This is a genomic window from Pseudomonas putida W15Oct28, from assembly GCF_000708715.2.
GTDB lineage: Bacteria > Pseudomonadota > Gammaproteobacteria > Pseudomonadales > Pseudomonadaceae > Aquipseudomonas > Aquipseudomonas putida_R.
This window is the reverse complement of the sequence record NZ_JENB01000007.1, coordinates 160917-178126: the sequence shown is the minus strand read 5'-3', so window position 1 is coordinate 178126 and position 17210 is coordinate 160917. Positions and strand designations below refer to the sequence as shown.

The window sequence follows — 17210 nt, the reverse complement described above, 5'->3', positions numbered from 1 at the left end:
CAGGCTGACGCAGGCCATATTCCCCAATCATCGTCCTCTGTACCGGTTGCCCGCGTGCAGGGGTCTGGCTGTGCCCTACATTCTGGATAACAACAATGAACCAAGCGCAAAACAGCGTCGGCAAAAGCCTCGACGTCCAGTCGTTCATCAATCAGCAGCCGCTGTCCCGCTACCAGTGGCGGGTCGTGTTGCTGTGCTTCCTGATCGTCTTCCTCGATGGCCTGGACACTGCCGCCATGGGCTTCATCGCCCCGGCGCTGTCGCAGGAGTGGGGCATCGACCGGGCCAGCCTCGGCCCGGTGATGAGCGCCGCGTTGATCGGCATGGTGTTCGGTGCCCTGGGCTCCGGGCCGTTGGCTGACCGCTTCGGCCGCAAAGGTGTGCTGGTGGGCGCGGTACTGGTGTTTGGCGGTTTCAGCCTGGCCTCGGCCTACGCCACCAACGTCGACCAGTTGCTGGTACTGCGCTTTTTGACCGGCCTGGGCCTGGGGGCCGGCATGCCGAATGCCACCACGCTGCTGTCCGAATACACCCCCGAGCGCCTCAAGTCGCTGCTGGTGACCAGCATGTTCTGCGGCTTCAACCTGGGCATGGCCGGTGGTGGCTTTATTTCCGCCAAGATGATCCCGGCCTATGGCTGGCACAGCCTGCTGGTAATCGGCGGCGTGCTGCCGCTGTTGCTGGCTTTGGTGTTGATGGTCTGGCTGCCGGAGTCGGCGCGGTTCCTGGTGGTGCGCAACCGTGGTACCGACAAGATACGCAAGACCCTGTCGCCCATTGCGCCGCAGGTGGTGGCCGAGGCGGGCAGCTTCAGCGTGCCAGAGCAAAAGGCTGTTGCCGCACGCAGCGTGTTTGCGGTGATTTTCTCCGGCACATACGGCCTGGGCACCATGCTGCTGTGGCTGACCTACTTCATGGGCCTGGTGATCGTCTACCTGCTGACCAGCTGGCTGCCTACGCTGATGCGTGACAGCGGCGCGAGCATGGAGCAGGCCGCGTTCATCGGTGCGCTGTTCCAGTTCGGCGGCGTGCTGAGTGCGGTGGGTGTGGGTTGGGCCATGGACCGCTACAACCCGCACAAGGTAATCGGCATTTTCTACCTGCTGGCCGGGGTGTTCGCCTACGCCGTCGGGCAGAGCCTGGGCAACATCACCGTGTTGGCCACCCTGGTGCTGATTGCGGGTATGTGCGTGAACGGTGCGCAGTCGGCGATGCCGTCGCTGGCGGCACGCTTCTACCCGACCCAGGGCCGTGCCACGGGTGTATCGTGGATGCTGGGTATCGGCCGCTTCGGTGCGATTCTCGGGGCCTGGAGCGGCGCGACGCTGCTGGGGCTGGGGTGGAACTTCGAGCAGGTGCTGACCGCGTTGCTGGTGCCTGCGGCGCTGGCGGCTGTAGGTGTGATCGTGAAAGGGCTGGTGAGCCACGCCGACGCAACCTGAGAAGCGGGGGGCCGCTTTGCGGCCCATTCGCAGCACAAGGCTGCTCCTACAGGGAAACGCGATCCCCTGTAGGAGCGGCCTTGTGTCGCGATAGGGCTGCGCAGCAGCCCCAGCATGCAGATAAGTAGCAGCGTAACAAATGGTTCGATAACCGCACGGATAGTCGATTATCGGATTGTAAGCCTACCGTCACTCTCCTTAATCTGAGCTCATCGAAGCACCCTGACCAGTAGCCTCCACACGTACCGCCGCGGCCCATGGCCAGCGGCAGGAGAAGCCTAATGCGCGACGTATTTATCTGTGACGCCATCCGCACCCCGATCGGCCGCTTCGGCGGCGCCCTGGCGGGTGTGCGTGCCGACGACCTGGCTGCCGTGCCGCTGAAAGCGCTGATCGAGCGCAACCCTGCAGTGCAGTGGGACCAGGTTGATGAAGTGTTCTTCGGCTGTGCCAACCAGGCCGGTGAAGACAACCGCAACGTGGCGCGCATGGCGCTGCTGCTGGCCGGCCTGCCGGAGAGCATCCCGGGCGTCACCCTGAACCGCCTGTGCGCGTCGGGCATGGATGCCATCGGCACCGCCTTCCGCGCCATCGCCAGCGGCGAAATGGAACTGGCGATTGCCGGCGGCGTCGAGTCGATGTCGCGCGCACCGTTCGTCATGGGCAAGGCTGAAAGCGGCTATTCGCGCAACATGAAGCTTGAAGACACCACCATCGGCTGGCGTTTCATCAACCCGCTGATGAAGAGCCAGTACGGCGTGGACTCCATGCCGGAAACCGCCGACAACGTGGCCGACGACTACCAGGTTTCGCGCGCTGACCAGGACGCTTTCGCCCTGCGCAGCCAGCAGAAAGCTGCCGCCGCCCAGGCGGCTGGCTTCTTCGCCGAAGAGATCGTGCCGGTGCGCATTGCCCACAAGAAGGGCGAAACCATCGTCGAGCGCGACGAGCACCTGCGCCCGGAAACCACGCTGGAGGCGCTGACCAAACTCAAGCCGGTCAACGGCCCGGACAAGACTGTCACCGCTGGCAACGCCTCGGGCGTGAACGACGGTGCTGCGGCGCTGATCCTGGCGTCGGCGGAAGCGGTGAAGAAGCACGGCCTGACCCCGCGTGCCCGGGTACTGGGCATGGCCAGCGGCGGTGTTGCACCACGGGTGATGGGCATTGGCCCGGTACCGGCAGTGCGCAAGCTGACCGAGCGCCTGGGTGTGGCGATGAGTGATTTCGATGTGATCGAGCTTAACGAAGCCTTTGCCAGCCAAGGCCTGGCAGTGCTGCGTGAGCTGGGTGTGGCCGATGATGCGCCGCAGGTGAACCCTAACGGCGGCGCAATCGCCCTGGGCCACCCGCTGGGCATGAGCGGTGCGCGCCTGGTGCTGACGGCGCTGCATCAGTTGGAGAAGAGTGGTGGGCGTAAAGGGCTGGCGACCATGTGTGTAGGGGTTGGCCAGGGCCTGGCGTTGGCCATCGAGCGGGTTTGACCTGTACTGGCCTCTTCGCGGGCAAGCCCGCTCCCACAGGATGATCGTTGCCCACTGCACAACGAAAACCTGTGGGAGCGGGCTTGCTCGCGAAGAGGCCGGCCTTGTTAGACACAAGGCCAATTGCCAGCCAGATAGCGGAACGAGTGTGTTACCAGGTATGTCTAGACTTACCTAGGACCCTCCAGGAGTAAAACCGTCATGACCTCAACCTATTACACCGGCGAAGAACGCAGCAAGCGCATCTTCGCTATCGTCGGTGCCTCATCAGGCAACCTGGTGGAATGGTTCGACTTCTACGTCTACGCCTTCTGCGCAATCTACTTCGCCCCGGCCTTCTTCCCCTCCGACGACCCCACCGTGCAGTTGTTGAACACGGCCGGTGTGTTTGCCGCAGGCTTTTTGATGCGCCCCATTGGTGGCTGGATCTTCGGCCGCCTCGCTGACCGCCATGGTCGCAAGAATTCCCTGATGATCTCGGTGCTGATGATGTGTTTCGGCTCGCTGATGATCGCCTGCCTGCCCACTTACGCCAGCATTGGCACCTGGGCCCCGGCGTTGCTGTTGCTGGCCCGCCTGATCCAGGGGCTGTCGGTGGGCGGCGAGTACGGCACCACTGCCACCTACATGAGTGAAGTGGCCCTGCGTGGGCAGCGCGGCTTCTTTGCCTCGTTCCAGTATGTCACCTTGATCGGCGGCCAGTTGCTGGCCGTGCTGGTGGTGGTGATCCTGCAGCAGTTGCTCACCGAGGACGAACTGCGCGCCTGGGGCTGGCGGATTCCGTTCGTGGTCGGCGCCATCGCCGCGCTGATCTCGTTGATGCTGCGCCGCTCGTTGCACGAAACCAGCAGTGCCGAAGCCCGCAACGACAAAGATGCAGGTAGCATCAAGGGCCTGTTCCGCAACCATGCGGCGGCCTTCATCACCGTGCTTGGCTACACCGCTGGCGGTTCGCTGATCTTCTACACCTTCACCACTTACATGCAGAAGTACCTGGTCAACACCGCCGGGATGACGGCGAAAAACGCCAGCTATGTGATGACCGGCGCGCTGTTCCTGTTCATGGTGGTGCAGCCGTTCTTCGGCATGCTGTCCGACCGCATCGGCCGGCGCAATTCGATGCTGCTGTTTGGCGCGCTGGGTACCCTGTGCACCGTGCCGCTGCTGATGGCGCTGAAAACCGTGACCAGCCCGTTCATGGCCTTCGTGCTGATCAGCCTGGCGTTGTGTATTGTCAGTTTCTACACCTCGATCAGCGGCCTGGTGAAGGCCGAGATGTTCCCGCCACAGGTGCGTGCGCTGGGTGTGGGCCTGGCCTATGCGGTGGCCAACGCGGCATTCGGCGGCTCCGCCGAGTACGTGGCCCTGGGCCTGAAGACCCTGGGCATGGAAAACACTTTCTACTGGTACGTGACGGCCATGATGGCGATTGCCTTCCTGTTCAGCCTGCGCCTGCCGAAGCAGGCCGCGTACCTGCACCACGATGACTAAGGACGTGGCATGACCAACCAATTGTTCGACGCCTACTTCACCGCGCCGGCCATGCGCGAGATTTTCTCCGACCGTGGCCGCTTGCAGGGCATGCTCGATTTCGAAGCCGCGCTGGCCCGTGCCGAAGCCGCTGCCGGGCTGGTCCCGCACAGCGCCGTGGCTGCCATTGAGGCGGCATGCCAGGCCGAGCGCTATGACGTGGCTGCGCTGGCCAATGCCATCGCCACCGCTGGCAACTCGGCAATCCCGCTGGTGAAGGCGTTGGGCAAGGTGATTGCCAGTGGCGTACCCGAGGCCGAGCGCTATGTGCACCTGGGCGCCACCAGCCAGGACGCGATGGACACCGGCTTGGTCCTGCAGTTGCGCGATGCCCTCGACCTGATCGAAGCCGACTTGGGCAAACTGGCCGATACCTTGTCGCAGCAGGCCTTGAAGCACGCCGATACGCCAATGGTGGGCCGCACCTGGCTGCAACATGCGACCCCGGTGACCCTGGGCATGAAACTGGCTGGCGTGCTGGGGGCTCTGACCCGCCACCGTCAGCGCCTGCAGGAACTGCGCCCGCGCCTGCTGGTGCTGCAGTTTGGCGGTGCTTCGGGCAGCCTGGCCGCGCTGGGCAGCAAGGCGATGCCGGTGGCCGAGGCCCTGGCCGAGCAACTGAAGCTGACCCTGCCCGAGCAACCCTGGCACACCCAGCGTGATCGCCTGGTGGAGTTTGCCTCGGTGCTGGGCCTGGTGGCCGGCAGCCTGGGCAAGTTCGGCCGCGATATCAGCCTGCTGATGCAAACCGAGGCGGGGGAGGTATTCGAGCCTTCCGCGCCGGGCAAGGGCGGCTCTTCGACCATGCCGCACAAACGCAACCCGGTGGGCGCTGCGGTGCTGATCGGTGCCGCGACCCGCGTGCCGGGGCTGGTGTCGACGCTGTTCGCCGCCATGCCCCAGGAGCACGAGCGCAGCCTGGGCCTGTGGCATGCCGAATGGGAAACCCTCCCGGACATCTGCTGCCTGGTCTCCGGTGCACTGCGCCAGGCCCAGGTGATTGCCGAGGGCATGGAAGTGGACGCAGCGCGCATGCGCCGTAACCTCGACCTGACCCAAGGGCTGGTGCTGGCAGAAGCGGTGAGTATCGTCCTCGCCCAACGCCTGGGCCGCGACCGTGCCCACCACCTGCTGGAGCAATGCTGCCAGCGCGCCGTGGCCGAACAGCGCCACCTGCGTGCGGTGCTGGGTGACGAACCGCAGGTCAGTGCCGAGCTGTCTGCCGAAGAACTTGATCGCCTGCTCGACCCTGCCCATTACCTGGGCCAGGCCCGCGTCTGGGTGGCGCGCGCCGTATCCGAACATCAACATTTCACTGCCTGAAGGAGACTGCTGTGGCGCATTTGCAACTGGCCGATGGCGTTTTGAACTACCAGATCGATGGCCCGGAAAACGCCCCGGTGCTGGTCCTGTCCAACTCCCTGGGTACCGACCTGGGCATGTGGGACACCCAGATTCCGCTGTGGAGCCAGCACTTTCGCGTGCTGCGCTACGACACCCGTGGCCATGGTGCCTCGTTGGTCACCGAAGGCCCTTACAGCATCGAACAGCTGGGCGGTGACGTGCTGGCCCTGCTCGATGGCCTGGACATCCAGAAGGCACATTTCGTCGGCCTGTCGATGGGTGGCCTGATTGGCCAGTGGCTGGGCATCAACGCAGGCCCGCGCCTGCACAGCCTGACCCTGTGCAACACCGCCGCCAAGATCGCCAATGACGAGGTGTGGAACACCCGTATCGACACCGTGCTCAAAGGTGGCCAGCAGGCCATGGTCGACCTGCGCGACGGCTCCATCGCCCGCTGGTTCACCCCAGGCTTTGCCCAGGCCCAGCCTGAGCAAGCCCAGCGCATTTGCCAGATGCTGGCGCAAACCAGCCCGCAGGGTTATGCCGGAAACTGCGCAGCCGTGCGTGATGCCGATTACCGTGAGCAACTGGGCCGCATCCAGGTGCCCGCGCTGATCGTTGCCGGCACCGAAGACGTGGTCACCACCCCTGAACATGGCCGCTTCATGCAGGCCGGTATCGAAGGTGCCGAATACGTCGACTTCCCGGCAGCGCACCTGTCCAACGTCGAAATCGGTGAGGCGTTCAGCCGCCGCGTGCTCGACTTCCTGCTGGCTCACTGAGGACAACGCCATGGATGAGAAACAACGTTACGACGCCGGCATGCAAGTGCGCCGTGCGGTACTGGGCGATGCCCACGTGGACCGCAGCCTGGAAAAGCTCAATGACTTCAACGGCGAGTTCCAGGAAATGATCACCCGCCACGCCTGGGGTGATATCTGGACCCGCCCGGGCCTGCCACGTCATACCCGCAGCCTGATCACCATCGCCATGCTGATCGGCATGAACCGCAACGACGAGCTGAAACTGCACCTGCGCGCCGCGGCCAACAATGGCGTGACCCGTGACGAGATCAAGGAAGTGCTGATGCAGAGCGCGATCTATTGCGGTATTCCGGCGGCCAACGCCACCTTCCACATGGCCGAATCGGTGTGGGACGAGCTGGGTGTAGAGTCTCGAGAGCAGTAATGCCTGCACTGGCCCTATCGCCGGCAAGCCAGCTCCCACAGGGATTGCATCAGGCTTGAGGGCAGTGAATTCCCTGTGGGAGCTGGCTTGCCGGCGATAGGGCCGTGGGATGTTTACATTGCCGTGTTCTTCTGACGCATGGCTACCGGGCCTGCGTTGTTTTCTACGGCCTGTTTCAGGGCCGGGCACAGGCCCAGCATGAACGCCGCTTCTGCCACCACGAACAGCGGCCCGATGATCAGGCCACTGACATCGTCGACAAATGCAGGTTTGCGGCCTTCGTAGTAATGGCCGACGAACTGGATGACCCAGCCCACCACGAATGCCCCCAGCCCGGCGCTAAGCCACAGCGCTGTCGTCTGTACTGCCAGCACCTGGCCGACCCACAGGCACAGGCCCAGCAGCAGCCCCATCACCAGCCCGAAGCGCAGGTCCAGGCGCAGGTAGAACCATACCGAAGCCGCCGCTGCCAGCAGGGCAGGGGACAGCCACATGCCTGCCACTTCCCCGCCAGGGCGCGATAGCAAGATAGTGACTGCCAGCACGATCATCGGGATGCCGACGAAGTGGGTGGCGATGTTGCGTGGGTCGCGGTGGTAGCTGGCATATTGGCTCAGGTGGTCGACGAGGGTTTTCATTGTTGTGCCTCCCTGTTCAGCTTTGTTTTGCCTGTACCGGCCTCTTCGCGGGCTTGCCCGCTCCCACAGGATCACCACACTTTTCAAACCTGGTGGATTACCTGTGGGAGCGGGCAAGCCCGCGAAGAGGCCAGTACAAGCAACCAGTGACCTGATAGTGATCAGGATAGCCCGCAGCCACCACTATCATCAGCTCAGCGAATGGCAGCAGCCCTTACTGGCGTATCCAGCCCCACCAGTGTCTCGATCATCGCCCGCGCCGCCGGCGACAACCGGTAACCGCTACGGCTGACCACCCCGCAGCGCACACTCAACACCTCCAGCGCCGGCGGCAGGTTGCGCCAGTGCAGGCGTACCAGTGTGCCTGCGGCCAGGTCTTCGGCCACGGCCTCCTCGCTGGCCGTGCCGATGGCGTCGCTGGCCTGCACCACGCTGCGCAGTATGGCCAGGTGCTCGGTCTGCAGGTGCGGGAGGAAGTCGCTGCGCCCGCTCAGGTTGGCCAGGCGCTTGCGCACGCCGGGGGCGAGCAGGGCGCTGGCCAGCGGGTAGCTGAACAAATCGTTGGTCGACAGGCTGTCCTTGGCCAGCAACGGGTGGCCCGGCCGGCAGAAGAACAGGCCGGGGCGTGGCGACAGGGGCTCGGTGTGGAAGTTGGGGTCGGCTTCGAACGGGCGGATATCGTCGACGAAAAACTCGATCTGTTCACGGCGCAGGGCCTGGCCCAGGCGTTCGGCATTGTCCACCAGCAGCGAAGTGCGGATGCCCGGGTGGCGCTCGATGAAGTGGCGCAAGGCGTCGGGGACCAGGCGCACGGCCAGCGCCGGGCCACTGCCGAAATGCAGCTCGCCGGCGTCGAGCTTGGTCATTTGCAGCACTTCGTTGCTCAGTTGCGCGGCGCCCTGCACCAGGCGGCGGGCGTGTTGCAGTACCACCAGGCCTTCTGGGGTTGGCAGCAGGGCCTTGCTGGCGCGGTCTACCAGCGGGCAGCCGAACGTGTGTTCCAGGCCCTGGATGGCGCGGCTGAAGGCGGGTTGGGTGATGCCCATGGCCTCGGCGGCACGGACGAAACTGCGGTATTCGGTGAGGGCGATGAAGTAGCGCAGCTGGCGGAGGTCCATGTCACGGCTCTGGGGCGGGAATCAGGGCCCTATTCAAGCTGTTACAGCTTATGTCGTCCAAGAAGGTTTATGGATTTGTTTATATCTTTAAGTTATTTGAATGGGCTTCTGGCCTCTTCGCGGGCGCGCCCGCTCCCACAGGATCGGCACAGCTTCTTAAAACTGTGGCGGTCTTGTGGGAGCGGGCGTGCCCGCGAAGCATTCAAAGGAGATTCAGCGGGTAACTCACAATCAACCGGTTCTCATCGAACGCATTGGTGCTGAAGTCACGGCGCATGGTGGAGTTGCGCCATTTGACCGACAGGTCCTTCAAGCTGCCCGACTGCACCACATAGGCCAGCTCGGTCTCGCGTGCCCATTCCTTGCCATCATCCACGCTGCCCACGGTGACGTTGTCACCCTTGATGTAGCGGTTCATCAGGGTCAGCCCTGGCACGCCGACGGTAGCGAAGTTGAAGTCATGGCGCACCTGCCAGGACCGCTCCTTGGCATTGTCGAAGCTGGCGTTGTAGCTGTCGTTCGCCAGGGTGCCGCCACTGGTACCGTTGACCCGCATCCAGGCATCGTCACCGCTGACCTTCTGCAGGCCGACGTAGAAGGTGTGGCCCTGGTAGCGCGCCGAAAGCATGGCCGAGGCGGTGCGGTTGTCCAGCTTGCCGGCGCGCTCTGCGCCGTCTTCCTTGCCGATGAAGTAGCCCAGGTTGGCGCCCAGGGTCCAGTCGCCCAGCGGCTGGCTGTGCGTCAGGTTCAGGTACTGCTGGCGGTAGATGTCCTTGAGCTGGGCATCCCACAGGCCGATCATGGTGCGCTTGTCGTTGAAGGTGTACTCGCCGCCGCCGAAGTTGAAACGGTCGGAGGTGAACGCGCCTTTGCCGTTCATCGACATGTCTTCCATGCTGGCGTCGTTGCGCGGGCTGTTGCCGCGGAACTGGCCGGCGTACAGCGTCAGGCCGGCAATTTCCTTGGAGGTCAACTGGCCACCGCGGAAGGTTTGCGGCAGCGAGCGGCCATCGTCCGAGCGCAGGATGGGCAGTACCGGCATCCATTCACCGACTTTCAGCTCGGTTTCGGACAATTTGGCTTTCAGCGCCACGCCCAGGCGGCCAAAATCATCGGCCGGGCGGCCGTCGTCATGCACCGGCAGCAGGTTCGTGTTGGTGGTGCCTTTGCCGCCGTCGAGCTTGACCGAGTACATGCCCAACACGTCCACACCAAAACCGACGGTGCCTTGGGTAAAGCCGGAGCGGGCGTCGAGAATGAAGCTTTGCGTCCACTCTTCGGCCTTGCCCTGCGGGTGGGCCGGGTCGACGAAGTTGCGGTTGATGTAGAAGTTGCGCAGGTTGAGGGTGGCCTTGGCGTCCTCCATGAAACCGCCTTCGGCTGCAAACAGCGGGAAGGCGCAGGACATGGCCAACAGGCCGGGCAGCAGCTGGCGTGCGGGTTGCAAAGTGCTCATCTGTCGTGGATCTCTTGTTTTTATGGGGCGAGCCGGTGCACTGCTGGGTCGAGCCTGCAGGTGCGGGTCTTTTTTGATGAACTTGGGCAACGTTGCGTAAGGGGATGTTGCGGGGAAGCGCGGGGGTGAGGCAATTCGTCGCAAACGGAACGGGGCGATAATCGAACGGAATGTTCCAGTTAGTTAATTGTTTTCCTGTATCGCCCTCTTCGCGGGTGAACCCGCTCCCACAGGTACGGCGCAAGGTTCATGACCTGTGCAATACCCGCGAAGAGGCCGGTACAGGCAACAGATAACAAAAAGCCCACCGCGAAGGTGGGCTTGGTGCTGCTACAAACGCAATCAGCCTTTCGGTGTCTCCACCGATGCCTGCTGGTTGGCCTGCCCGGTCTGCTCGTACCAGCCACCACCGAGCGCCTTGTACAGGTTGACCTCGCTGGTCAGCTGCGACAAGCGGTCGGTAATCAGCGACTGCTGGGCGCTGAACAGGTTGCGCTGGGCGTCGAGGAAGGTCAGGTTGCTGTCGATACCGATGCGGTAGCGGCGTTCGGCCAGGCGGTAGTAGTCCTGGTTCGCCTGCACCAGGTCGCGCTGAGCCTGCAACTGCTCTTCGAAGGTCTTGCGCGCGGCCAGGCCATCGGAGACTTCCTGGAAGGCAGTCTGGATGGTTTTTTCGTACTTGGCGACGTTGATGTCCTTCTGGATCTTCGAGTAGTCCAGGCTGGCCTTCAGGCTGCCGGCGTTGAAGATCGGCAGGTTGATCTGCGGCTGGAACAGCCAGGTGCCCTGGCCACCCGCGAACAGGTGCCCCATGTCGGGGCTCAGGCTACCGGCGTTGGCGGTCAGGCTGATGCTCGGGAAGAACGCTGCACGGGCGGCACCAATGTTGGCGTTGGCGGCCTTGAGCAGGTGCTCGGCTTCCTGGATGTCCGGGCGACGCTGGAGGATGTCCGACGGCAGGCCGGCCGGTACTTCGGCCAGCTGGTCGGCATTGAGCTCCAGCGGCTTGGCCAGGTTGGCAGGAACGCCGGTGCCCAGCAGCACGGTCAGGCTGTTGACGTCCTGGGCGACCAGGCGCTGGTACTGCGAGTATTTGACCCGGGCGCCTTCCACGGCGGTGCGCGCCTGGCTGACGTCGAGTGCCGAAGCCACACCCACTTCATTGCTGCGACGGGTGAGGTTGTAGCTTTCCTCGTAGGTCTTCAGCGTTTCTTCGGTCAGCTTGAACAGCGCCTGGTCGGCCTGCCAGGTGTAGTAGGCGTTGGCCACGCTGGCCACCAGGGCGATCTGCGTGGACCGACGCGCCTGCTCGCTGGACAGGTAGGTTTCCAGGGCCTGCTCGGTCAGGCTGCGCACGCGGCCGAACAGGTCCAGCTCATAGGCGCTGACGCCGAGAGTGGCCGAGTACTGGCTATTGATGCTGGATTCACCAGTGGTCGACATGTTCGCTGGCGTGCGCTGGCGGCTGCCGCTGCCGGTGGCCGAAACCGCCGGGAACAGGTCGGCACGTTGAATGCGGTACTGCGCACGGTAGGCGTCGAGGTTCAGCGCCGCGACACGCAGGTCGCGGTTGTTGACCAGCGAAGTCTGGATCAGCTGTTGCAGTGCCGGGTCGTGGAAGAACTGGCGCCAGCCCTGTTCGGCTGCAGCAACGTCTGCCGACTGGGTCGGCGAGTACGCAGGGCCTTGCGGCCACTGCGCGGCCACCGGTGCTTCCGGGGTCTGGTAGTCAGGGATCAGCGAGCAGCCGCCAAGAATGAAAGCGGTTACCGCCAGGGACAACAAAGACTTGGTCATTGCCCAGCCTCATAACGTGGAGTTTCAGGGGTGGCGTCTTTTTCCGGCTCTTTGCTGCCGAACAGCGACGACACTGCGACGAAGAACAGCGGTACCCAGAAGATAGCCAGCACGGTCGCACTGATCATGCCGCCGATCACACCGGTACCGATGGCGTGCTGGCTGCCGGCACCGGCGCCACTGGCGATGGTCAACGGTACCACGCCGAGGATGAACGCCAGCGAGGTCATGATGATCGGGCGCAAGCGCATGCGGCACGCTTCGATGGTCGCGTCGAACAGGCTGCGGCCTTGTTCATGCAGTTCCTTGGCGAATTCGACGATGAGGATCGCGTTCTTCGCCGCCAGGCCGATGGTGGTCAACAGGCCGACCAGGAAGTACACGTCGTTGGACAAACCGCGCAGGCTGGTGGCAATCAACGCACCGATGATACCCAGTGGAACGACCAGCACGACGGCGATCGGGATCGACCAGCTTTCGTACAGGGCTGCCAGGCACAGGAACACGAACAGGATCGAGAGGGCGAACAGCGCCGGCATCTGCGAGCCGGAGAGTTTTTCCTCGTAGGACATGCCGGTCCAGGAGTAGCCGATGCCGGTAGGCAATTCGCCGACAATGCGCTCGACTTCAGCCATGGCTTCACCGGTGCTGTAGCCAGGCGCCGGGGCACCCAGGACTTCGACCGCTTCCACACCGTTGTAGCGCGACAGCTTCGGCGAACCGTAGGTCCATTCGCCCTTGGCGAAGGAGGAGAACGGTACCATCTCGCCTTTGCCATTGCGCACGTACCATTTCTGCAGGTCTTCCGGGCTCATCCGTGCGTTTGGTTCGCCCTGGATGTACACCTTCTTGACCCGGCCACGGTCGATGAAGTCGTTCACGTAGCTGGCACCCAATGCAATCGAAAGGGTGTTGTTGATGTCGGCAATGGTCACGCCCAGGGCGCTGGCACGTTCGTCATCGATGGTCAGCTGGTACTGCGGCTCATCGTTCAGGCCGTTCGGGCGCACGGCCATCAGTATCTTGCTCTGCGCTGCCTTGGCCAGGAACTGGTTGCGTGCTTCCATCAGCTTCGCGTGGCCGACGCCGGCGCGGTCCTGCAGGAACACGTCGAAACCAGTGGCGTTACCCAGTTCCAGTACTGCTGGCGGGGCAAAGGCGAACACCATTGCATCGCGGAAGCTGAAGAAGTGTTGCTGGGCACGTTGCGACAGGTTGAACACGCTGTTCTCGGCCGAACGCTCGCCCCACGGCTTGAGCATGATGAACGCCATGCCCGAACTCTGGCCACGGCCAGCGAAGTTGAAGCCGTTGACGGTGAACACCGAGGCCACGGTATCGGCTTCTTCCTTCAGCAGGTACTCACGCATCTGGTCCACGACCACCTGGGTGCGCTCGGCACTGGAACCGGCCGGGGTCTGCACCTGGGCGAACAGTACGCCTTGGTCTTCTTCCGGCAGGAAGGCGGTGGGAATGCGGGCGAACAGCCAGATCATGCCGACCACGATCAGTGCGTAGGCCAGCAGGAACGGCACCTTGTTGCGCAGGATGGTGCCCACGCTGCGCTCGTAACCCAGCACGCCACGGTCGAAGTTGCGGTTGAACCAGCCGAAGAAGCCACGCTTGGCAGTGTGATGCTCACCTTTCTTCACCGGCTTGAGCATGGTGGCGCACAGCGCCGGGGTGAAGATAAGCGCTACCAGCACCGAGAGGCCCATGGCCGACACGATGGTGATGGAGAACTGCCGGTAGATCACACCTGTGGAACCGCCGAAGAACGCCATGGGCAGAAGTACCGCCGACAGCACCAGGGCAATACCCACCAGGGCGCCCTGGATCTGCTCCATCGAGCGTTTGGTCGCCTCCTTGGGCGGTAACCCTTCCTCGGACATGACCCGTTCGACGTTCTCCACCACGACGATGGCATCGTCCACCAGCAAGCCGATGGCCAGGACCATGGCGAACATGGTCAGGGTGTTGATGCTGAAGCCTGCGGCGGCAAGGATGCCGAAGGTACCCAGCAACACCACCGGTACGGTCATGGTGGTGATGATGGTGGCGCGGAAGTTCTGCAGGAACAGGTACATCACCAGGAACACCAGGACCACGGCTTCGATCAGGGTGTGGATTACCCCGCTGATCGATTCGGTGACCACCGGGGTGGTGTCATACGGGAACACGGCCTTCACGCCAGGCGGGAAGAACGGCTCCAGGTCGGCGATGGTCTGGCGCAAGGCCTTGGCAGTGTCCAGGGCGTTGGCGCCGGTGGCCAGCTTGACCGCAAGGCCGGAGGCCGGCTTGCCGTTGAACTGGGCGCTGACCGCATAGTTTTCACCGCCCAGGCCAACCTCAGCGACGTCGCTCAGGCGTACCTGCGAGCCATCCTTGTTGACCTTGAGCAGGATCTTTTCGAACTGCTCGGCGGTCTGCAGGCGGGTCTTGCCGATGATGGTGGCGTTAAGCTGGGTACCCGGCATGGCCGGCAGGCCGCCAAGTTGGCCGGAAGATACCTGCACGTTCTGTGCGGCAACCGCAGTCTTGACGTCGACCGGGGTCAGCTGAAACTTGTTCAGCTTCGCCGGATCCAGCCAGATACGCATGGCGTACTGCGCACCGAACACCTGGAAGTCACCCACGCCCGCAGTACGCGAGATCGGGTCCTGCATGTTCGAGACGATGTAGTTGGCCAGGTCGTCCTTGGTCATGGTGCCGTCTTCGGACACCAGGCCGATCACCAGCAGGAAGTTTTTCACTGCTTTGGTAACGCGGATACCTTGCTGCTGCACTTCTTGAGGCAGCAGCGGGGTGGCCAGGTTGAGCTTGTTCTGCACCTGGACCTGGGCGGTGTCGGCGTTGGTGCCTTGCTCGAAGGTAGCGGTAATGGTCATGCTGCCGTCGGAGTTGCTCTCCGACGATACATAACGCAGGTTGTCGATACCGTTGAGCTGCTGCTCGATCACCTGCACCACGGTGTCCTGCACGGTTTGCGCCGAAGCGCCCGGGTAGGTCACGGCGATGGCGATGGCCGGCGGCGCGATGCTGGGGTACTGGTTGATCGGCAACTTCAGGATCGACAAGGCGCCGACCAGCATGATCACCAAGGCGATCACCCAGGCGAAGATCGGGCGATCGATAAAGAACTTCGACATGGTTTACTCCGCTTTGGCGTCTGCTTTCGCCGCGTTGGCCTGATCAGGGCTGCCCGGCTTCTTGACGTTGGTGGCTTCGCTGACCTTCACCTCGACGCCCGGGCGCACGTACTGCAGCCCTTCGGTGATCAGGCGGTCACCCGGGTTCAGGCCTTCCTCGATCAGCCAGTCGCTGCCCAAGGTACGGCTGGCCTTGAGCTGGCGCAGTTCGACCTTGTTCTCCTGGTTGACCACCAGTGCGGTCGGTGCGCCTTTAAGGTCACGGGTTACGCCCTGTTGCGGTGCCAGGATGGCGTTGGCGTTGACCCCGGCCTTCAGCCGCGCATGCACGAACATGCCCGGCAGCAGGGTGTGATCGGGGTTGGGGAACAGCGCACGCAGGGTGACCGAGCCGGTGGTTTCGTCAACCGAGACTTCCGAGAACTCCAGGCGGCCTTCCTGCTTGAACAGGCTGCCGTCTTCCAGCACCAACTGCACCGAGGCTGCATTGTCGCCAGCCTTCTGCAGTTGGCCGCTTTCCAGGTCACGGCGCAGCTTGAGCAGCTCGGCGGTGGACTGGGTGACGTCGATGTAGATCGGGTCGAGCTGCTGGATGGTAGCCATGGCGTCGGTCTGGCCATTGCTCACCAGCGCACCTTCGGTAAACGAAGAACGGCCTATGCGGCCGTTGATCGGTGCCAGCACCTTGGTGTAACGCAGGTCGATCTGTGCGCTTTTCAGCGCAGCCTCAGCCTGCAATCGTTTGGCATTGGCGTCGTCGTATTCCTGCTTGGACACGGCCTGCTCATCGATCAGCTGCTTGTAGCGCTCGGCCAGCGAGCGGGTAGCCTGCAGGTTGGCCTGGGCATTGGCCAGGTTGGCTTCGTACACGGCAGGGTCGATCTGGTACAGCTGCTGGCCTTCCTTGACCTCACTGCCTTCCTTGAACAGGCGCTTGAGGATGATGCCATTGACCTGTGGGCGCACTTCGGCGACACGGTAGGACGTGGTGCGCCCCGGCAATTCCGAGGTCAGGGTGAAGGCTTGCGGCTGAAGGGTAACCACGCCGACCTGAGGAGCCTGCGCCGCTGGCGCTGCTTCTTCTTTCTTACAGCCACTGAGCAGGGTTGCCAGGGCGACGGCGGAAACCAGAGCGGTAACGGCTGGCTTGAATTGCATGAGGATCCTCGGGGCGGTGGAGCAGGAAACGCTCAAGAGTAGTGGAAGAGTCTTGATCTGGAAAAATTGCTATCGGGTGGATAAATAGCTTGCTAAGGAATATACTTACATTCATGGTTGTTTGTAAATACCGCTGGGGTGTACTCGGGTACTTCCACAGTCCTTGATTAGCTCATCCGCGAGGCGCCCTGCAGAGGTGCCCCCGGAACGTTCCCCGTACGCGCCGTGCGTTCGGGCCAGATGAGGTTGTACTGCCATGGTCCGTCGAACCAAAGAAGAAGCCCAGGAAACCCGCGCCCAGATCATCGAGGCGGCGGAAAAGGCCTTCTACAAGCGCGGGGTTGCGCGAACCACCCTGGCCGACATCGCCGAGCTCGCGGGTGTGACGCGCGGGGCGATCTACTGGCACTTCAACAACAAGGCGGAGCTGGTGCAGGCGCTGCTCGACAGCCTGCACGAAACCCATGACCACTTGGCGCGGGCGAGTGAAAGCGAGGACGAAGTCGACCCGCTTGGCTGCATGCGCAAGCTGCTGCTGCAAGTGTTCAACGAGTTGGTGCTCGATGCCCGAACCCGGCGTATCAATGAAATTCTGCATCACAAGTGCGAGTTCACCGATGACATGTGTGAAATTCGCCAGCAGCGCCAAGGCGCAGTACTGGATTGCCACAAGGGCATTGCCCTGGCGTTGGCCAATGCCGTTCGCCGAGGCCAGTTGCCTGACACGCTGGATGTCGAGCGCGCAGCGGTGGCGATGTTTGCCTATGTCGATGGCCTGATCGGGCGCTGGTTGTTGCTGCCTGACAGTGTCGATCTGGCGGGCGATGTCGAAAAATGGGTCGACACCGGGCTGGATATGCTGCGCTTGAGCCCGGCCCTGCGCAAATGACACTTTGTTAAGGATTG

13 protein-coding genes are annotated in these 17210 nt (G+C 63.1%); 7 read left to right on the top strand and 6 right to left on the bottom strand.

From position 1 onward, the window contains the following. Positions 1-95: 95 nt before the first annotated feature. The 6 genes from AK81_RS06880 to pcaC all read left to right on the top strand — a co-directional run bounded on the left by AK81_RS06880 (position 96) and on the right by pcaC (position 6988). Positions 96-1442, top strand: coding sequence for an MFS transporter (locus tag AK81_RS06880; RefSeq protein WP_043197770.1), 1347 nt, complete (start codon positions 96-98; stop codon positions 1440-1442). A 281-nt stretch (positions 1443-1723) separates the two neighbouring features. Then, complete coding sequence (gene pcaF / locus AK81_RS06875; protein WP_043197769.1) at positions 1724-2926, top strand: 3-oxoadipyl-CoA thiolase; 1203 nt, start codon at positions 1724-1726, stop codon at positions 2924-2926. A 201-nt stretch (positions 2927-3127) separates the two neighbouring features. Further along, entirely contained in the window at positions 3128-4417 is a 1290-nt protein-coding gene (locus tag AK81_RS06870) for an MFS family transporter (RefSeq protein WP_043197768.1), read from the top strand. A 9-nt stretch (positions 4418-4426) separates the two neighbouring features. Continuing rightward, positions 4427-5779: a 3-carboxy-cis,cis-muconate cycloisomerase gene (locus AK81_RS06865; protein ID WP_043197767.1), complete on the top strand. Its 1353-nt coding sequence runs from the start codon at positions 4427-4429 to the stop codon at positions 5777-5779. Positions 5780-5790: 11 nt separating this feature from the next. Continuing rightward, positions 5791-6582 (top strand): 3-oxoadipate enol-lactonase, encoded by a 792-nt coding sequence (gene pcaD, locus AK81_RS06860; RefSeq protein ID WP_043197766.1) that lies wholly within the window; start codon positions 5791-5793, stop codon positions 6580-6582. 10 nt (positions 6583-6592) lie between these two features. Continuing rightward, on the top strand, positions 6593-6988 hold the full coding sequence (pcaC, locus tag AK81_RS06855) for a 4-carboxymuconolactone decarboxylase (protein ID WP_043197765.1): 396 nt from the start codon (positions 6593-6595) through the stop codon (positions 6986-6988). A gap of 113 nt (positions 6989-7101) precedes the next feature. Here pcaC and AK81_RS06850 read toward each other — a convergent pair whose 3' ends face one another. The 6 genes from AK81_RS06850 to ttgA all read right to left on the bottom strand — a co-directional run bounded on the left by AK81_RS06850 (position 7102) and on the right by ttgA (position 16304). After that, positions 7102-7626 carry a DUF962 domain-containing protein gene (locus tag AK81_RS06850; RefSeq protein ID WP_043197763.1) on the bottom strand — a complete coding sequence of 175 codons (525 nt, stop codon included), beginning with the start codon at positions 7624-7626 and terminating at the stop codon, positions 7102-7104. A 194-nt stretch (positions 7627-7820) separates the two neighbouring features. Then, positions 7821-8744 carry a LysR family transcriptional regulator gene (locus tag AK81_RS06845; RefSeq protein ID WP_043197762.1) on the bottom strand — a complete coding sequence of 308 codons (924 nt, stop codon included), beginning with the start codon at positions 8742-8744 and terminating at the stop codon, positions 7821-7823. Positions 8745-8946: 202 nt separating this feature from the next. Beyond that, positions 8947-10200 (bottom strand): OprD family porin, encoded by a 1254-nt coding sequence (locus tag AK81_RS06840; protein WP_043197761.1) that lies wholly within the window; start codon positions 10198-10200, stop codon positions 8947-8949. A gap of 342 nt (positions 10201-10542) precedes the next feature. Then, on the bottom strand, positions 10543-11997 hold the full coding sequence (locus AK81_RS06835; protein ID WP_043197760.1) for an AdeC/AdeK/OprM family multidrug efflux complex outer membrane factor: 1455 nt from the start codon (positions 11995-11997) through the stop codon (positions 10543-10545). Continuing rightward, on the bottom strand, positions 11994-15146 hold the full coding sequence (gene ttgB, locus AK81_RS06830; RefSeq protein ID WP_043197759.1) for a multidrug efflux RND transporter permease subunit TtgB: 3153 nt from the start codon (positions 15144-15146) through the stop codon (positions 11994-11996). Before ttgB ends, AK81_RS06835 begins: the two co-directional genes overlap by 4 nt. Positions 15147-15149: 3 nt before the next feature. Continuing rightward, positions 15150-16304 (bottom strand): toluene efflux RND transporter periplasmic adaptor subunit TtgA, encoded by a 1155-nt coding sequence (ttgA, locus tag AK81_RS06825; RefSeq protein WP_043197758.1) that lies wholly within the window; start codon positions 16302-16304, stop codon positions 15150-15152. 256 nt (positions 16305-16560) lie between these two features. Between ttgA and ttgR the strand changes: the two genes are divergently transcribed. Continuing rightward, entirely contained in the window at positions 16561-17193 is a 633-nt protein-coding gene (gene ttgR, locus AK81_RS06820; protein ID WP_043197756.1) for an efflux transport transcriptional regulator TtgR, read from the top strand. The last annotated feature ends 17 nt before the right edge of the window (positions 17194-17210 follow it).